The 16,906-nt window shown below is 43.6% G+C and carries 16 protein-coding genes; 8 read left to right on the top strand and 8 right to left on the bottom strand.

Annotated features, from left to right (window positions below; all coding sequences use genetic code 11):
* Positions 1–64: 64 nt before the first annotated feature.
* From MK127_05485 to MK127_05475, 3 genes are all read right to left on the bottom strand, one after another.
* On the bottom strand, positions 65–634 hold the full coding sequence (locus MK127_05485; protein MCH2532243.1) for a hypothetical protein: 570 nt from the start codon (positions 632–634) through the stop codon (positions 65–67).
* Positions 627–2,159, bottom strand: coding sequence for a tripartite tricarboxylate transporter permease (locus MK127_05480; GenBank protein ID MCH2532242.1), 1,533 nt, complete (start codon positions 2,157–2,159; stop codon positions 627–629). The genes MK127_05485 and MK127_05480 overlap by 8 nt, the downstream gene beginning before the upstream one ends.
* Positions 2,160–2,300: 141 nt before the next feature.
* Positions 2,301–3,509 (bottom strand): hypothetical protein, encoded by a 1,209-nt coding sequence (locus MK127_05475; protein ID MCH2532241.1) that lies wholly within the window; start codon positions 3,507–3,509, stop codon positions 2,301–2,303.
* 128 nt (positions 3,510–3,637) lie between these two features.
* Here MK127_05475 and solA point away from each other — a divergent pair, with 128 nt between their 5' ends.
* A complete protein-coding gene (solA, locus tag MK127_05470; GenBank protein ID MCH2532240.1) occupies positions 3,638–4,771 on the top strand; it encodes an N-methyl-L-tryptophan oxidase in 1,134 nt (377 codons plus the stop codon).
* Here solA and MK127_05465 read toward each other — a convergent pair.
* The 3 genes from MK127_05465 to MK127_05455 are packed head-to-tail and all read right to left on the bottom strand — an operon-like array spanning position 4,768 to position 9,339.
* Positions 4,768–6,063 (bottom strand): MFS transporter, encoded by a 1,296-nt coding sequence (locus MK127_05465; protein MCH2532239.1) that lies wholly within the window; start codon positions 6,061–6,063, stop codon positions 4,768–4,770. The genes solA and MK127_05465 overlap by 4 nt on opposite strands.
* A 3-nt stretch (positions 6,064–6,066) precedes the next feature.
* Positions 6,067–6,975 carry a PAC2 family protein gene (locus MK127_05460; protein ID MCH2532238.1) on the bottom strand — a complete coding sequence of 303 codons (909 nt, stop codon included), beginning with the start codon at positions 6,973–6,975 and terminating at the stop codon, positions 6,067–6,069.
* A gap of 48 nt (positions 6,976–7,023) precedes the next feature.
* The gene (locus MK127_05455; protein ID MCH2532237.1) at positions 7,024–9,339 is read right to left on the bottom strand and encodes a xanthine dehydrogenase family protein molybdopterin-binding subunit; all 2,316 of its coding nucleotides are present in this window, start codon (positions 9,337–9,339) and stop codon (positions 7,024–7,026) included.
* Between the two features lie 116 nt (positions 9,340–9,455).
* Here MK127_05455 and MK127_05450 point away from each other — a divergent pair, with 116 nt between their 5' ends.
* From MK127_05450 to MK127_05430, 5 genes are all read left to right on the top strand, one after another.
* Positions 9,456–10,385: an aldo/keto reductase gene (locus tag MK127_05450; protein ID MCH2532236.1), complete on the top strand. Its 930-nt coding sequence runs from the start codon at positions 9,456–9,458 to the stop codon at positions 10,383–10,385.
* Positions 10,386–10,417: 32 nt separating this feature from the next.
* A complete protein-coding gene (locus MK127_05445) occupies positions 10,418–11,212 on the top strand; it encodes an SDR family oxidoreductase (GenBank protein MCH2532235.1) in 795 nt (264 codons plus the stop codon).
* 22 nt (positions 11,213–11,234) lie between these two features.
* Entirely contained in the window at positions 11,235–11,975 is a 741-nt protein-coding gene (locus MK127_05440; protein ID MCH2532234.1) for a hypothetical protein, read from the top strand.
* Between the two features lie 78 nt (positions 11,976–12,053).
* Positions 12,054–12,551 (top strand): VOC family protein, encoded by a 498-nt coding sequence (locus MK127_05435; protein MCH2532233.1) that lies wholly within the window; start codon positions 12,054–12,056, stop codon positions 12,549–12,551.
* A 65-nt stretch (positions 12,552–12,616) separates the two neighbouring features.
* Positions 12,617–12,877: a hypothetical protein gene (locus tag MK127_05430; GenBank protein MCH2532232.1), complete on the top strand. Its 261-nt coding sequence runs from the start codon at positions 12,617–12,619 to the stop codon at positions 12,875–12,877.
* Here MK127_05430 and MK127_05425 read toward each other — a convergent pair.
* Complete coding sequence (locus tag MK127_05425) at positions 12,867–14,474, bottom strand: serine hydrolase (protein MCH2532231.1); 1,608 nt, start codon at positions 14,472–14,474, stop codon at positions 12,867–12,869. The genes MK127_05430 and MK127_05425 overlap by 11 nt on opposite strands.
* 18 nt (positions 14,475–14,492) lie before the next feature.
* The gene (locus MK127_05420) at positions 14,493–15,557 is read right to left on the bottom strand and encodes a hypothetical protein (protein MCH2532230.1); all 1,065 of its coding nucleotides are present in this window, start codon (positions 15,555–15,557) and stop codon (positions 14,493–14,495) included.
* Between the two features lie 112 nt (positions 15,558–15,669).
* Between MK127_05420 and MK127_05415 the strand changes: the two genes are divergently transcribed.
* Positions 15,670–16,092 carry a TIGR03618 family F420-dependent PPOX class oxidoreductase gene (locus tag MK127_05415; GenBank protein MCH2532229.1) on the top strand — a complete coding sequence of 141 codons (423 nt, stop codon included), beginning with the start codon at positions 15,670–15,672 and terminating at the stop codon, positions 16,090–16,092.
* A gap of 117 nt (positions 16,093–16,209) precedes the next feature.
* Positions 16,210–16,845 (top strand): hypothetical protein, encoded by a 636-nt coding sequence (locus tag MK127_05410; protein MCH2532228.1) that lies wholly within the window; start codon positions 16,210–16,212, stop codon positions 16,843–16,845.
* Positions 16,846–16,906: the final 61 nt, after the last annotated feature.

Genomic DNA, 16,906 nt, shown 5'->3' with positions numbered 1-16,906 from the left:
CTTTTCTCCTTTGAAATCAAATCACCATTCAAATTGAATTGCTAGATCCGATTATTTCCCTTTCCTAAAAAGCTCTGCTGAACATATCGTTGAAAGGGTATGCAATATTAATCAATTTGAAGATGAGAGGCTCAGGCCATCCAATATCTATTGTTAAATCAAGGATAGCGATGATAAATGCTTCAAACCCAATTCCTGCTATTAATGCGTAGCGCCATTTCATCTTGGCATAAACAACTAAATAACCAACCACCCATGCAGGAAGCCCGATATGAAACCCTATTACCCAAACTAAGATGAAAAGTCCGAGTATTGACCCTATGTATAGTATTGCTCGCTGCTTCTCCCCGCTGGGGTCTTCACCAAGCTTGAATCCAAGATCCATTACCATTCCTTGCTGTAATGCTGACTTTCTAGCAAGTACAGTTCTTACCCTCAGGAACCAGAATGGTAATCCCATTGTTATTGCGAGAAGCGGAAGGTATCTTCCAGCCCATTTAATCTCAGGAAGTTCAATTAAGTAAGCAATAATGAGGACCATCATAAAGCCAAGCAGAATAAGCTCACCGATTATTTCAATGGATGTCCATGAAATATTTCTTTCTTGATTAGTCTTATCCTTATCGCTACTCATCATTGCCTTCTTTTTCAACAGTCTCGGAGTACGCTTGCGTGCCTTTTTGAACTCTAAGTGCGAACCAAACTGCAATTACAACAAAAATAATTATTCCTATGAATGCTGGCTGCCAGAGCAAAGATGCTCCACGTGATTGGATTGAAATGCTTAGGTATTTTTCCAAAGGACCTGCAAGAACAATTGCTATAAGAATTGGCGGGCGTGGCCATGCAAATGCTTTCATGAACATGCCCAACAACGCGAAGGCTCCAACCACAATGAGGTCTGGATAGCTATAAGTGGCTTGAAAAGCAGAGATTGTGACAATACCAATTACTAATGGAGCTAATACTCTTGGAGGCACTGCAGCAACTTTTGTGAGTAATGCAGAGAATCTTAAAACTATGGGGACAACAATGATATTCGCTAGAATAATTGCATAGACGAGAGAAATGGTTAGATCAAGATCGGCATTTACCATATTGGGCCCTGGTGTAATACCAACGAGAATTAAAAATCCTAGTACTATGGCCATAGGAGCACTACCTGGTATACCAAAAAGTACCGTAGGCATTAGCACTCCACCGTCTGTAGCGTTATTCGAAGCCTCTGGAGCTATAACACCTCTTATATCCCCAGTTCCAAATGTTTCGCGAGCCCCTTTCTCTGTCTGTCTCGCTTGAGCGTAAGCAATCCAATGTGCTGGGGTAGGTCCTAATCCAGGCATTGCACCGATAAAAACACCAATGAGAGCAGAGCGAGCAATAAGGAATTTATGACGAAGCGCATCGCGCATACCTAAATAGACATCTTTATTTCCTTCTTTCAGCATCTCAGATAAGCGATCTTTAGCAACCGGTTTGTCGGAAATGATAAGATCTGCGATTTCAGGAATTGCAAATAACCCTACGACTACAGGAACGATATGAATCCCATCGTAAAGGTATTGAATGCCAAAAGTAGCACGCTCAGTAGCAGCTACTCCCACAAAACCTATCATGCCAATTAATAGGCCTAATGATGCGGTGAGCATCCCCTTCGTCATAGCTCCAGCACTGACTATACCCACAGATGCTATCCCCAGAAACGAGAGTAAGAAAAATTCTGGAGAACCGAATAACTTCAGTAGCTCTCGGGCAAATGGCAATACCATGAACAATGCTAGTCCACCTACAATTCCTCCAATTAACGAGGATGTGTAAGCGGCACCTAATGCACGGCCTGCATGGCCTTGCCTGGCAAGAGGGTATCCATCAAGAATTGTTGCTTGCGATGATCGTGCACCTGGTATGCCTAGAAGGATAGATGGGATTGGTTCCGTTAAGTCATTTGCAGCCATATAGCCAATTACCATCGGCATTGCGATAAATGGGTCTAGTTCAGTTGCGAATGATAAAACCACAACTAGGAATGGGAGACCGCCTCCAGGCATCAGCCCGGAAATGAGAGCAATTGGAATCATGATTGCAAATGCAATCATCGGTCCAACAGAAAATAATTGATCCGCGCCGTCAAGGGCAGCTTTAAGAAAATCTCCGTCCACTTAAACCTCGATTGATAAGAGAACTTTAAAACATGCGTAAACTACGTGCGTATCGACTCCAAGTCAACACCTAAAAAACATTAAAGAAACAAGGGCAGCAAATGCTGCCCTTGTTTCACTCTAATTTGAGTAGAGAAGGATTTACTTTAATCCATAGAGGGCTTTGAACAATTCTCGTCCCTCAGTACTCAATCCCTTTCCTGCCTGTACGGCTGCAACGAAATCTTCAGGGTCACCGTAATTAATTTCACGTTCAAGCTGCGAGGCGCGCTCGACGAACTTCGCATCAGTCAAAGTAGATTTGAATGCTGAACGCCATGTTTCGACAATGTCCTTAGGTGTTTTAGGAGGCAGAGTGTACATCCTTGTCATAGATTCTAACTTTTCAGCTAGATTGAAAGCTGCTTGCTGCTCTGCATTGGCCTTTGTTACGTCAAACACATGAGGCACTGAACCCGTAACACCCATTCTGGTTAATTCAGCTTCAGGAATAGGATCTTTCCAGTAGAATAGAGGCTTTAGCATCTTCTGCTCTTCCCATTCAGGGTAAAGGCTTAGCCAGAATTCACCAGGGCACCTTGTGGTAGCGTCTAGTTCTTTTCGATCTACTGCGGCAAGCACTTCTGAAGTACCTTCATATCCGTAAATTACTTTAACGGGTAGGCCGATTGAAGAAACAAACTCACCACCGATCATGTCACCACCAGGGGCAGAAGTACCTGTTGTGATATTCCTACCAAGGGCGACTACTTCTTCCCAGTTCGTTGCAACATCAGACCTTACACAAAGCGCAGTCCATTTGTTTGTGTAGCTAGGAGTACCAATATACTCGGCAGTGTAAGGGTCAAAACCTTTGACGTCCTCTCCTGCAGCTTCCCGAGCAGGCCACCTATTTGCCATGGTCACCGCTGTAAGCCCATCAGGCTTGGCAGCCATTGCTGTCTGCAGGCCTCTGAGGCCACCACCACCAGGTAGGTTCTGTACTATTACTCGAGGCTTACCTGGAATGTAATCAGATATGGTCGCTGCAATCAATCTTGCATAGGTGTCATATCCTCCACCAGGAGAAAAACCAACAATAATTTTCACGGTCTTACCTTTGAAGTAGCTTTCTGCATCAAAAGCAGGTACCGGAGTTGCAGTTGGTGCCGGAGCTTCTTCTTTTGCAGCCGGCTTTGGTGTGGCTGTAGGCTTTGCAGGTACAGGTGTTGCAGTTGGGGCCGATGCGGCCGGAGCAGCTGCAGCAGGTTTAGGAGTCGGTGTGGGATCATCTCCTCCACACGCAACTACTGCAACCATTAATGCTGCACTCAAAACTAGGAGCCCAGAAATTTGTTTTGCCCAAGACATGAGCGGTCCTCCCAAAATCAATCGTAAAGTTCCGTGGCATTATATATGCATGCCTCGGAGGGCCGGATGTTAGCATCCACTGTTAATCAACGGCAACAGTTTTGATATATTTAGAGGTGAAAAAGATTATGGCTATTCAAAAATATGACGTAATAGTTGTTGGCGTTGGCGGTATGGGTAGTGCTACTGTCTACCAATTAGCAAAACGTGGGAAAAAAGTTCTCGGGATCGAACAATTTCAGATTGCACATGAACTTGGCTCGTCTCATGGTTTATCTCGCATTATTCGTCTTGCATACCATGAAGGTCCCGAGTATGTAGCGTTTGGCAAAAGAGCTTATGAACTTTGGGGAACTTTGCAAGCAGAAATGGGAGAAAAAATACTGCATATTACAGGTTCTGTTCACGCAGGATTACCAGAGTCTAGTGGTTTTCAAAATACCTTAGGTGCCTGTATTGATCAAAATATTCCACATCAAATTTTTACCTCTTCGGAGCTGCATAAAAAATTCCCAGGATACCAATTACCAGAAGATATGATGGCAGTTTTTCAAGAAGACGGTGGGTTTTTGGTTCCTGAGAAATGTATAGAGGGCCATGTTAAGCTCGCTGCTCAATGGGGCGCTCAGATACATGAAGGAGAGCGAGTAATACATTGGGAGCCTGTCGATTCGGGAGTTAAAATTATTACTGATCAAGCAGAATACTATGCTGATGCCTTGGTATTTACGGCGGGAGCCTGGGCAGGAAAGCTTATTCCAGAACTTGAATCGATTGCGGTTCCTGAACGGCAGGTTGTTGCATGGTTTGAGCCATCAAATATTGAAATGTTTAGCCCTGCTAACTTTCCTGTATTTATAATTACTTCAGATGAGGAAGAATATTATGGGTTTCCAGCTTTTGGTGTTCCTGGCTACAAAGTAGGGAAATTCCACCATGTTGGAGAAATTTCAGATCCTGATAATCTTGACCGTGACTTTCGGCAAGAGGATGAAGAGATGCTTCGGTCATTTACACGTAATCATTTTCCTGCAGCTGAAGGAAAGATGCTAAGAATGGTTGTTTGCATGTTCACAAATTCACCTGATCATAATTTTGTTATCGGATTGCACCAAGAATACCCACAAGTTTCGTATGCTGCAGGTTTTTCAGGACATGGTTTTAAATTTTGCAGTACCGTGGGCGAAGTTATGGCTGATTTAGCAGAATATCGAGAATCTTCAAACGATATTTCTATTTTTTCACCATCTCGATTCCATTAAGAGTTGTTTTTACCAGGTACGGAGATGAATGGCTTGGGCGAAATCAGCAATAGTGCAATTCCAACAGTTAGGGCCACCCCCGCGACTACCCATCCTGTCGCAAATCCATAATTATCGAAAAGGATACTTAGTATTGGGGCACCAATAGCTGTCATTACAAGCGTTATTGGTGTCGCAGCTCCTCTGATAGCGCCAATATTTACTCTCCCAAAATAGACTGGCCATATGTGTGTTTGCATTAACATAGCAGTACCGATTCCTAGGCCAATAAGCGTTGCTCCAAGGAACCCATGCCACGCCTCAGATGCATTGGCTGCTATTACCAATGCAATAGCTACACTTGTAAAGCCAGACATCGCAAGATAACGAGGCGAAATCCGGTCTATCCAAGGTGCGATGAGTATTGCAGCGATCACTTGCGTGAAGGCTTGAGTTGAGAAAGCTAATGCCGCTATATGCGGGCTTATATCTATCGATCGAAGAAATGGAATCCAAAATACTCCGACCGATCCCATTGCTGCCATTAAGAGCCCGTATGAAGCGCTGATTTTCCAGAACGCACCAGTCGCCATTGCCTCCCGGAGAGTCCAAGGATATTCGTCAATAGAAGAATTAGCAGATTGGGCATTTCCAATGGACTTGACTTCACCATCAGGCAGTAACCCTATGCTGCTAGGATCATTTCTAACAAAAACAAGTGAAAGAATCGTGATACTTAATCCCCCAACCACACCTAGTACTAGCCAAGCTCCTCTCCATCCGAACGCGTCGATAACCAACTGTGTGGCGGGACTGCCTAGGCCAATTCCTAAAGGGACACAAGGGAAGAATAGAGACATTGCCCTACCTCTTTTTTTAACAAACCATTTAGCTATAGGGACTGTTAAATAGAGTGTGCTGCTTCCCCAAAACCCAGTGATGCCAGCAAATAATGTTATACCTATCATTTGCCAACCGGCTTCTATGAAAAAGAATGCGATCGCACTACCGCCAAATAAAAAACCACCAATAGCAAGAGGAAGCCGAGTGCCATATTTGTCTATGCAACGTCCTATTAATGGACCGGAAATAGCAAACCCGAAAAGTCTTGCAGAGAGTGCCCAGCCAAAATAACTATTGCCTACTCCAAGATCTTCACTCATTGGGACAACAAATACCCCGAAGTTTCCAACTCCGATGAAAGTGCTAATCCCGCCTATTATTCCTAGTACGGCAACTACAACCCATCCATAGAAAAATCTTGGATTTGGTGGTGGTTCATTTAGGTTAGATGAGACCCTATTGGGGCTCACAAATTAATTACCTTCACCGTCATTCAGACTTGTGAGTTCACCAAGGAACTCTTCGACGGATGGGGGAAGGGGAGGTAACGTATCAGCTGATTCCTTGCCGTCACCGGGGTTTCTTCTTTGACGACGAGCATCGTAGTCAGCTTCCAGTCGAGCAACTAAGGATTTAACTTGAGGGTTTTTTTCCATTTCTGCAGTAACCCTGTCGTACTGCTGGGTATCACGTCTACTAATGTGGTATTCCGAAGGTAAATCGTAGAGTGAACAGATAACCTTGAGCATTTGAGTACGGCCTGCAAAATCAGCTTCAAGCTCTACGTAATGGGGTAGGCGACACATTAGCATCATGTGATCAATATCCGATTGCCCAAGCCTCTCACTTACCAAATTCATTATTGAAGTAGGTCCTTGGTACGGGCGTCGTCGATTTCCTTGTATGCCTTCATAGTTTTCCATTGGTTGACCATTTAAGGTTCCCATGATTAACAATGGACGTGTATGAGGTACGGCATCATACATAGCACCAATTCTACAGAATCGCTGCACTTTTAAATGCTGAATAACTTCCACTAATGCATCAACATATTCCTCTGAATTGGAGTGAGGTTCTAGCATGTGAAGAAAAATAAAATCGTGATCATTAGGACCTTTTGCCCATCTTAAATCGGCATTTGGAATACGCATTTGGCGTTTGCCATCTTCGTAGTACATGACTGGCCTATAGCGAGTGAAGTCAAAATAGCGTCCAGGTTTTACAAGACCTCCGAGATCTTCTGCTCCCATGAATCGCTCTAAGCGTTCTACGCTAAGTGAGCCCACGCTTCCTGCATCAATCCAAGGAGTAAGAGTTGCAATAATGTGAGGATTACGCAGTTCTGGCATTGAGTCGAGTAGTTCAAATTCGCCTATTCGCATGAGTGCATCTTCATCCTCATTAAAGATATTTGCAAGTCTTCGGACGCATTAATCAGCAGCTTTTCCGCTTGTAGCATTAATAGCTTTCCATACTTTTTCCTGCGACAAAGGAATTTCAACCATTGAAGCGCCAATGCTGCTGAGTGCGTCATGTACTGCATTTGCAAGCACTACTGGAGCAGTGACGGATGGCATTTCCCCAATGCCTCTAACTCCTAGAGCACCATTCCTTGCTTCGGTCGCATATGTTTCAATTTTCATTTTAGGTAAATCTTCCGCCAAAGGCATTGAGTAATCCATGAAAGACCATTCATTAGGCCGACCATCTTCAGCATATGAAATTCCCTCTAGCATCGCTTCTCCAAAACCTTGGACTATCCCACCATGTATTTGGCCATTTACAATCATTGGATTAATTAAATTCCCAACATCATGTACGGCAGTAAAGTCCTTGACTTGTACATGCCCAGTTTCTATGTCTATTTCAACGTACGCCACATGCATAGCAAAGGCGAAGCTTCCTGGAGGTAAAGTGAAAGTGGAATAATGTTCACAGCCGTTAAACTCATCACCTATCATGCATGCAACTTGCCCGATAGAGAGATAGTGAGAGGGATCCTGAATCGAATGAATTCGCCCTGATGATATACGGATATTAGCGCTACTGGTTTCGAGAACCCTTGCTCCCGTTTCCACTAGGGATTCACGTAATTGCTCTGCAGTTTGATGTACTGCATGACCTCCTATTACCAATCCGCGACTCGCATAAGTACCTGCTCCGGGCCCAAATGGTTCTATCAGATGGGAATCGCCCCACTGGACAGTGATATCTTCAATTACAACGCCCAAAGTATCTGCAGCAATTTGTGCAAAAGTAGTTGCATTGCCTTGGCCATGTGGCGAAATGTCAGTAGCAATCAAAACTCCTCCATCACGATCGATAGAGATTTTTGCTGCACTGGAACGAGCTGCATCGCCACCAGTCCCCCCAGAACCTTTTGTAGAAATAGCAACTCCGACCCCAACTAATTTACCTGACTTTCTATCTTCATCCCTCTGCCTAAGAAGTTCTTGATACTGGCTTTTTTCAATGGCTCTATCGATAACTGGTTCATAATCACCATCGACATACGGTATTCCTGCCACAGTTTTATACGGAAAACTCTTAGGGCTTATGAGATTAACCCGCCGCACTTCAATGGGGTCAATATCTAATTCCCTTGCAATTAAATCCATCAGTCTTTCCATGCAGAAAGTGCCTTCTGGTTGTCCCGCCCCTCGATAGGAAGTCATTGGCGGCCTATTCGTCATTAAGCAGAATTGTTCGCCATCATACGCTTGAATATCGTATGGGCCGGTTATCCTTTTAGCTGCATTATCAGGTGAAGTGAATGCCCCACTGATCCAGAATGCGCCCATATCTGAAAGAAAACGACCTTTGAGGCCAAGTATTTTCCCATTCGGATTAACTGCTGCACTTAAGGAAGCTTCTAATCCACGTGAGTGCGAAGAATGGATGTTTTCGCTACGGGATTCTACCCATTTAACCGGAAGCCCCGATCTTATTGAGTAAACAATAGCGCATACTTCTTCTGGGTAAATATGATGCTTATGACCGAAGCCGCCTCCTACGTCTGGCGCGAACACCCGTATATGCCCAGGTACAGTAATTATTTCGTGTAAATGATGTTCTATGTCATGGGCCGATTGATTTGAGGAATAAAAAGTTAAATTTCCAGAATTCGAATCGTAGCTGGAAATGCAGGCTCTGCCTTCCATAGCCATTGGAGCAATACGAGGAACGTGGAAATTCCCTGTTATGACTTTTGTAGCACTTTCAAATGCTGCTTCTACATTGCCGCCACCTGTGCGTTGATAAGCACAGATATTGTCGCCCATAATTTCATGTAGAGGAGCGAACTTATTGCTTAATGCCTCTTCAAGGTCATTTACCGCAGGTAAAGGTTCATAGGTTATGTCAAACTCTAAGGATGCATCTATAGCTTCAGCCAGGCTGTTAGCTATAACTGCTGCAACCGGCTGTCCAGCATAAAGAGCACGGCCATTAGCCAAAATAGGATGGTCTCCACCTTGCTTAATTTCCATCCCAGGCCTACCGATACTACTGAGCCAACCTACTTCTTGAAGATCATCGCTAGTAAGCACACCTACTACACCAGATGATGCTAAAACTGCAGAGGCATCAATATTCAATATATTCGCGTGTGCGTGAGGGCTTCGTACTATAACAAGATGGAGGAGCCCAGTTAAATGAATATCCGCGGTGAAGCTACCCGCTCCTCTAAGGAGACGTTCATCTTCAGTTCTTAGTACGCTTTGGCCAACATAACCTTGGGTAGTCATAGACTGATTGTAATCGGTTTAGTCAATTCGTAAAACACTAAATCCCTTTGCTCCTTTTTGGGATGGAGGAAGCAACTCGTGATTGCTATACTCGCTTGAAAGAAAAGGGAGTTGAGATGCCAAATTTAAATAAGCGCGTATTGGGACGTACTGGTGTAGAAGTTACAACCCTTGGGTATGGAGCTATGGAACTAAGAGGTTTACCTCGAGGCCGTGACGTTTCTGAAGAAGATGCTGCGAAAATATTAAACACTGTATTGGATTTAGGAATAAATTATATCGATACGTCCATCGATTACGGAATGAGTGAAGAACGTATAGGTCGTCATATATCACATCGTCGAGACGAATACTTCCTGGCAAGTAAATGCGGATGCATAGTGCCAAGCCCGGTTGACAAGGCGAATGAGCGGGGCGGAGGACCTCATTTATATACAAAAGAAAATATTGTTGCAGGTGTAGAGCAGAGCCTCCAGCGTTTGAACACTGATTATTTGGACTTGCTTCAGGTGCATATGACACCGAGTAAACAAGTTTTGGATGAGAATGACACGATAGGGACAATGAAAGAACTGCAGGCGCAGGGCAAGATAAGATTTTTAGGTATGTCAGGTACAATACCTAACTTGGCTGATCATATAGAGATGGGAGCATTTGACGCTTTTCAAATCCCGTACTCTGCTTCACAAAGAGAGCATGAAGATTTGATATCAATGGCATCTGGTGCAGGTGCAGGAACTATCATTCGTGGTGGAGCTGCGCGTGGTGCGCCAAGCAAAGAGCAAAGAGCAGCTGAGAGAAATCCTGAATTACTTGATGTGTGGGAAAAGGCTGGGATGGATGATTTGCTCGACCATGGGCAATCCCGAATGGAATTCATTATCCGATTTACTGAATCACACCCACATATGAACACTAATATCGTTGGGACAGTGAATATCGAACATCTGCAGGCTAACCTTAATGCTTCATCGAAAGGCCCTTTAATTCCTGATCTCTACGAAGAGGCAAAACGACGATTAACTGCAGCAGGAACTACACCATAAGGAATTAATAATAATTTTTGAGGAGGCTCTAATTGAGCAAGCCAGTAGATTTTTCATTAAATGGGAAAGTTACTATCGTAACGGGTGGTAGTGAAACCATAGGCAGAGGTATTGCGCTTGAATACGCGAGGAATGGTGCGAAAGTTGTTGTTGCAGCACGGACACCTGAGAAACTCGACGCAATAAGGCTAGAAATTGAAAATGAGGGTGGAGATTGCCTTACTGTGCCAACGAACGTCAGGGATTCGGCTCAACTTGAGGCTATGGTACAGCAAACCATCGAGCATTATGGAAGAATTGATGTTCTAGTAAATAATGCCGGGGGCGCAGTGGCTGAGGATTTCAAAAGAGCTCCTCTTTTAGATCTTACTGATCAGGACATCATGGGTTGCCTAGATCTCAATGTGAAAAGCCTCATAAGAGCATCTGCTTTGGTGGTGCCGCAGATGCAAAAACAAGGTGGGGGGACCATAATAAATATGGGATCCATGGGCGGTGTAGGTCGTGGCTGGGGGGGTTGGGGTCCTCCGCATATGACCGTCTACAACATCACTAAAGCAGCGGTGATCTACTTGTCCAAGGCAATGGCTACGCAATGGGCTCCTCTTGTAAGAGTAAATTGCATAAATCCAGGGTTTATTGACTCTCCCGTCATACGTGAAGGCAGAACAGAAGAGGTCCTTGATGGCATTCGGATGGGTATTGGAGTAGAGCGCTTTGGAACGCCCCAGGACGTTGCAAATGCTGCAGTTTACCTCGCTTCTGACGCCGCTGAGTGGGTTAATGGCACGGCATTGGATATATATGGTGGTGCTAAGTGGGGTTAAATAAGCGTAGGTTTTAATACCAATGAATCAAAATGATACTGATAGACGATGGGCGTATGGGGTCAAAGGAACGGTTGGCTTAATCAAGCCAACCTACAGACCCGGATCGTTAGAGGAAACAATCCGTTACCTCCCGGAAGGTGTTGGTGTCATTCCGATGCATGCAGGTGTCAGGCAGGGTTCAACATCTGAGTTTAAAAAAATCCTGAGTCCGGTGCTTGAGCGTATTGAAGAGCTTGCAGAACTTGAGGTAGATGCTATTTATGTTGAAGGTGCTCCGCCTTCAATGATCCTCGGGTACCAAAAAGCTGAAGAACTCTCTCTTGAACTTACTGAAAAATATGAAATCCCTGTGGCATTTGCACCACAGGCTTTAACAAATGCGCTCAAATTTTTAAATATAAATAATTTGGTGGGTATAACTTATACCCCTGAAGAGCAGAATCAAGTTTTTACCAAATATCTTTCAGATGCAGGATTCAATGTACTTGCAATGAATGGAATTCAATCTGCGTTTGAGCATGCTGACAGGATTACACCAGAGCAAGTGTATGAATTTTCCCTTGAGGCACTTTCGGTACACAAAAAATGTGACGGAATTTACCTATTTGGAGGCGCATGGAGAGTAATGCCTGCCATCTTGAGATTGGAAAAAGACTTAGGAATTCCTGTTGTAGGGGGCATACAGGCTAGTATTTGGTACATTATGCGCTTACTAGGATGTTCGGTTCGGGTACCAAATGCGGGACGGTTGCTAGACTAAATAAACTTGAAACTTTGATTTTTCGAATATAATTTCAATGACTTAGAAGAGTATAATTTGATATCAAAGGAGGTATGTATGCCTCGGATTGAAAGAGTTGGTCATACAGTTTTGAATGTTAGTGATGTGGCTACAGCAGTCGAATTTTATAGAGATAAATTGGGCATGGAAGTCACCAGATGGGAAGAAAACCCAGGCGCATTTATGTCATTTGGACGGCAGCATCATGACATAGGTTTGTTTAAAGCGAGAGGAGAGCATACTCGCGGTACATTAGGATTGGGTCACGTTGCATTCGTGATTGAAGGTGGAACCGAAGAACTTAAAGCTATACATGATGATCTTGTTAGCAAAGGCGTGGAAATTCTACCAATGATAGATTACGGATACACTCGCTCTTTTTATATAAATGATCCTGACGGAAACAGAATCGAAATTTACTGCGAGCTACTAGAACCTTTGTCAGCAAAGAAATTCATGATTAACCGCGAAGGTAAAGGCAAAGTCTTTGAATGGGACGAGGTCCTGGATGATTCAGGGCGCTCTGATCATGGAGTCAGCAAACTCCACCGCTAATCCTTTAGCGCTGTTAAGACAATTGCCTATTACTTGCTTAGCGGTCGCGATTGTACGATTGCCTGATGGTACCAGGATGGGTTAACACTTGTGATTGTATGTCGTATGCATTATCTGCCACGGCCAAACCGTATTGGGAAAAATTCGGACGTATTGGGCCAAGCCCGCAGTACGGTGCATATAAATACTTGTACTTAGAACAAGTAACACCCTTTATCAAAGTAAAATTAGTAGTTAATGATTCTTTAGAAATTGAATTAACTATAAAGTCCTTCTTCGAGAATAGAGAATTACCGTTTTATATATTAAATACGTCTATTTCTTGAGTGCATTGAAAATGCTCCCTGCCATGCATTCTCCATTAGTCATGAAGATCTGGCCTTTATAGCCACAACTCCCAGGGTTATGCAGCATTTGTGAATTTGCGAGTAATGATACGGATACATCCAACTGAGGTGAGTAGTAAATCCAAGATGTTCGGCCTCCACCACCGCCTGGGTGAGTGTAGACTTTCAGGGATGACTTATCCGGCAGAGTAACTTCACCTGTACCCATATAGTAGCCATAAGTATGCATTCCCAAGCTAGTGAGCCCAGGATCCGTAGGAACGGTCATAGCTTCAATTAATTTAGTACGGACAGAAGGGGAGACCGCGGAACCTGACGAGCTATAGAGCTCATAACCCCACCGAGCAATGTTTTCAGGTGTAGATACTATTCCAGCACCAGCCCAGCTAATTTTTGGATCTAACCCGTAGAATTGCCCCGCTAACCCGGTGTTCAGAGCACCAAAGCCGGTTCCTCCTTGGTAAAGAGATAGATCATCATGAGCAATCGCGGTATTCTCTGGCGTTGCTATTTCAGGAAGCAGCCCGGCTGTAATTCCTAAAGGTTTGAAAAACTGTTCTTGGTATATATCGTTCAAATCTTTTTTCTCAAGATGAGATGCGATCAAACCTAGAAGTATGCTATTGGCATACGAATAGTTATAGGATCCTGGACTGGTAAATTTTTTGATAATTTGCTTTAGGTTATTTGCAGGTTTCCAGTTTTGATCTGCCATTATTGACATTCGCCTGTTCAAATCAGCAGGTTTAGACCAGTCATAAATCCCGGAAGTCATAGTTAGTAATTGCCTGACAGTGACTTGAGTATTTACATTGGGGGTATTGATCAGGCTGTAATCAGGATGATTTGCAAGTAAAGATTCTATGGTGTCATCCAGGCTATATAACCCTCGATCAACTTGGGAAACCATAAGAGCCCCCAAAATTGTCTTTGAAGTGCTTCGAATAATCATTGGAGTCTCAGCAGTCATCTTGTCTGTTGATGAAGCCTTTCCCTCAGCTCCTGTCCACAATTGAGTTCCGTCAAATACTGCAGCGCTAACACCGGCTTTTTGAGTGGCCTTATCGAAATTGACTTTTATTGCATTTTGGAAAGCTGTTTGCGCAGAACTTGAGAAATTCTGATATCTACCTGAAGGGCTGAAGTCGAGAGGGAACTGAACATCTAGAGGGAACGGTTTTGGGCTAGGTGTTGGTGTAGATGTGGCCTTAGCTGGTGGAGAAGATCCTTCTGGCTGGGCAGTAGGGGTCGCGATTTGATCTTTATCTACTTCCGGTAATGGAGTAGCAGTAGGAGCAATGACGGCCGACTTAGGAGTTGGAGTCGGTAACTCTTTTTGTTCATCTTTTTCTTGAGTGGATACAGTTTTTTCAGCGTCCGCGTGTTCTTTGGGCTCAGAGTTGCTTATTTGGCTGCTGGAATTTTCAGATTCCTTTGAAAGTGAAGAACTTGAAGCAGGTATTTCTTTTGGAACTTCGCTACTTGATGCGGTCGATGTGTTTTGATCTGGTGTGTTTGAGTTACCACACGCGGATACCAGAGTGAATAGAACTATCAAAATCAGTACAAATCGCATAAATGCCTACGCTCCTTTTTAGCCTTGTAAGTTCTCAACTACAGTAGTGCCATCAGGGTTTAAATCAATTTTTTCATAAAGGCAACCGGGGTATGGCATTTGATCTTCCAAATATACCGTTCCGTCCCCAGCCCATTGCTCGTAGAATTTCATTAAGTCCGCTACGGCATCTACATAATACTCTTGTTTACTTGGTTGAATGTAGGGGATTGGACAATAAACAGATGCACTATTCCTGTCTTCTGAGTACTTTAGAATACTCAATTCGGTATGCCCATAGGTCGGTCCATCATTGTCGTAAAGCCAGTTACCAATGTACCCGATAGGCTGACCTGCTTCTATTTTCGCACCGATATCAATAGGATTGCCTAATATGTTGAGATCTGATTCACAGGGAACAACTGTGCTAGAGGTACGCCTGCATTCTAAGCTTACAAGATGGTCAATAATGACCGTCCATGGCGAGGAAGTATCAGCGCTAATATGTATTTCCCAATCGCCAGATGAATGGTTTTTATTAGGCTGCCACTCAATGTAAGTGATGGAGCCGCTGATAGGGGCGACGAGTATTGTTTCTAGCGGTGCCCTGAATTTAAAACTAGTATTCAATGATCCTGCAGAGGGATTATGCAAATCTTTTCTGCCAAATTCATCAAATATGAGCCCAGGTAAATTGTCTTTAAAAACTATGGCCCCATAAGCATTTTTCTCATTGCCGATTGGCCCGAAGTCTTGGATAAGGATATTTTCCAGACTGGGTGTTTCAAAGCGTACAGGATCATCTGAATTTTTATTATTTCCATAGGAATCTTTGGATTGCGAAGAAGCATTGCCATGCCTTGCTTCATTTGCCACTGAATTGGAACTAGATTTACCTGAACCCTCGGGGCCTCCATCTTCTGCAGAACTTACTTTGGAGCCAATTTCTTGATTATTGGCTCTTTGAGTTTGCCCGGATTGCTGTGTTTGGGTTTTAGTATTCTTTTGGCTAGCCTCTTCGGAATGTGAATTGCACCCAATGAGGATGAGTACTAATAAGCAAACAAGGGCAGTTAGGGGAATTGATTTCATAGCTACTTGCATGTGGATTCTCAACATATAGAGAGAATACCGAAATTGATATCGATTTCCAATTTAAAAACTTTTGACAAAGTACAAGCACGCACCTAGTATCGACGCACTCTAGGAGGTAGTGATGCTAACACTTGAGGATTTAGATTCTTTGCTGAGTCAGAATAACGTAGTGGTGTTTACTACTTATCGTCGTGACGGCATGCCGCAGCAAAGCCTTGTGACCGTAGGAAAAATTGATAACAGTCTGGTATTCACTACACGATCTCGAAATGCTAAAGCTTTTAACCTCACTAGGGACCCACGGTGTGCACTTATGATCATAAGCACCGATCGTCGGACTTTTGCTGTATTGGATGGAATTGCAGAAGTCTCCACTCCTACTAATACTGACCCAGAGGAACTACGACAGATTCTCCAGGGGATATATAGGGCAGCTGCCGGTAAAGAGCATCCCGATTGGGCAGAATATGACAAGGTTATGATTGAACAGAAGCGTATAGCAATATCCCTCAAACCCACTCGAATCATTGGCCATAATGTTTGATTTTGCTAAAAACCTCCTTTAAGAAAAGTCGATTGGCGCATAAATGAAGATATGCATGCTGGTTTTATCAACATTTTGAGATTATTTTGTCTCTGACAAAATTAATTGGAGGTAATTATGAGCACAAAGAATCTTACCGGAACACTATTGATACTTGGTCCGATTCTCATACTTGGAGCATTCATAGGATGGCCAGTAGGCGAGGATACTGCCGAGGGGGAATTGATTGCATTAGTTAAAGATCCTTCATTTAGCAAAGCAATTATGGTTTTGTTTCTTACTGGGATTATTTTGCTTTTTACAGGCCTTTCAATGTCGTCGCGAACACTTTCAATGTCAGCACGATCAACTGATGGAAGCACTAAATGGTCTGCATTAGCTACACCATCTGGAATTCTTTTCCCGCTATGTATAGCGGTGATGGCTGCGTCAGTTGGATTAAATTTTGGGGCTTTAGGAATTCATCCGAACTCAGTTGAATCTGCAAATGCGATATATCTTGTTGGCTACCATCTAACTGAAGGTGTTGGATTGATCATGGGTATTGCTTTTGCTCTGTTCGGAATTTCGCTTGCTGACCGGTACGCTGATCTTTTACACAGAGTTATTGGATCTCTTTATGTGATTATTGGTATAGGTCATTTGTTTGGTATTTTCACCACAGGTAATGATGTACTTGGGATAGTTACCTGGATGGGTATGTTTTTCGTATCAGGGGCTTTGGGAGTCATAACTTTACGAGATAAGGATTAGGACGGAATACTTTTAATCTGATTTGCTTGTGGAAGAAGGACCTAGAATCAATCGATCCTAG

This window comes from Dehalococcoidia bacterium, from assembly GCA_022449765.1.
Lineage (GTDB): Bacteria > Chloroflexota > Dehalococcoidia > Lucifugimonadales > Australimonadaceae > UBA2963.
The sequence above is the reverse complement of the archived record's forward strand: the minus strand, read 5'-3'. Positions and strand labels throughout refer to the sequence as shown.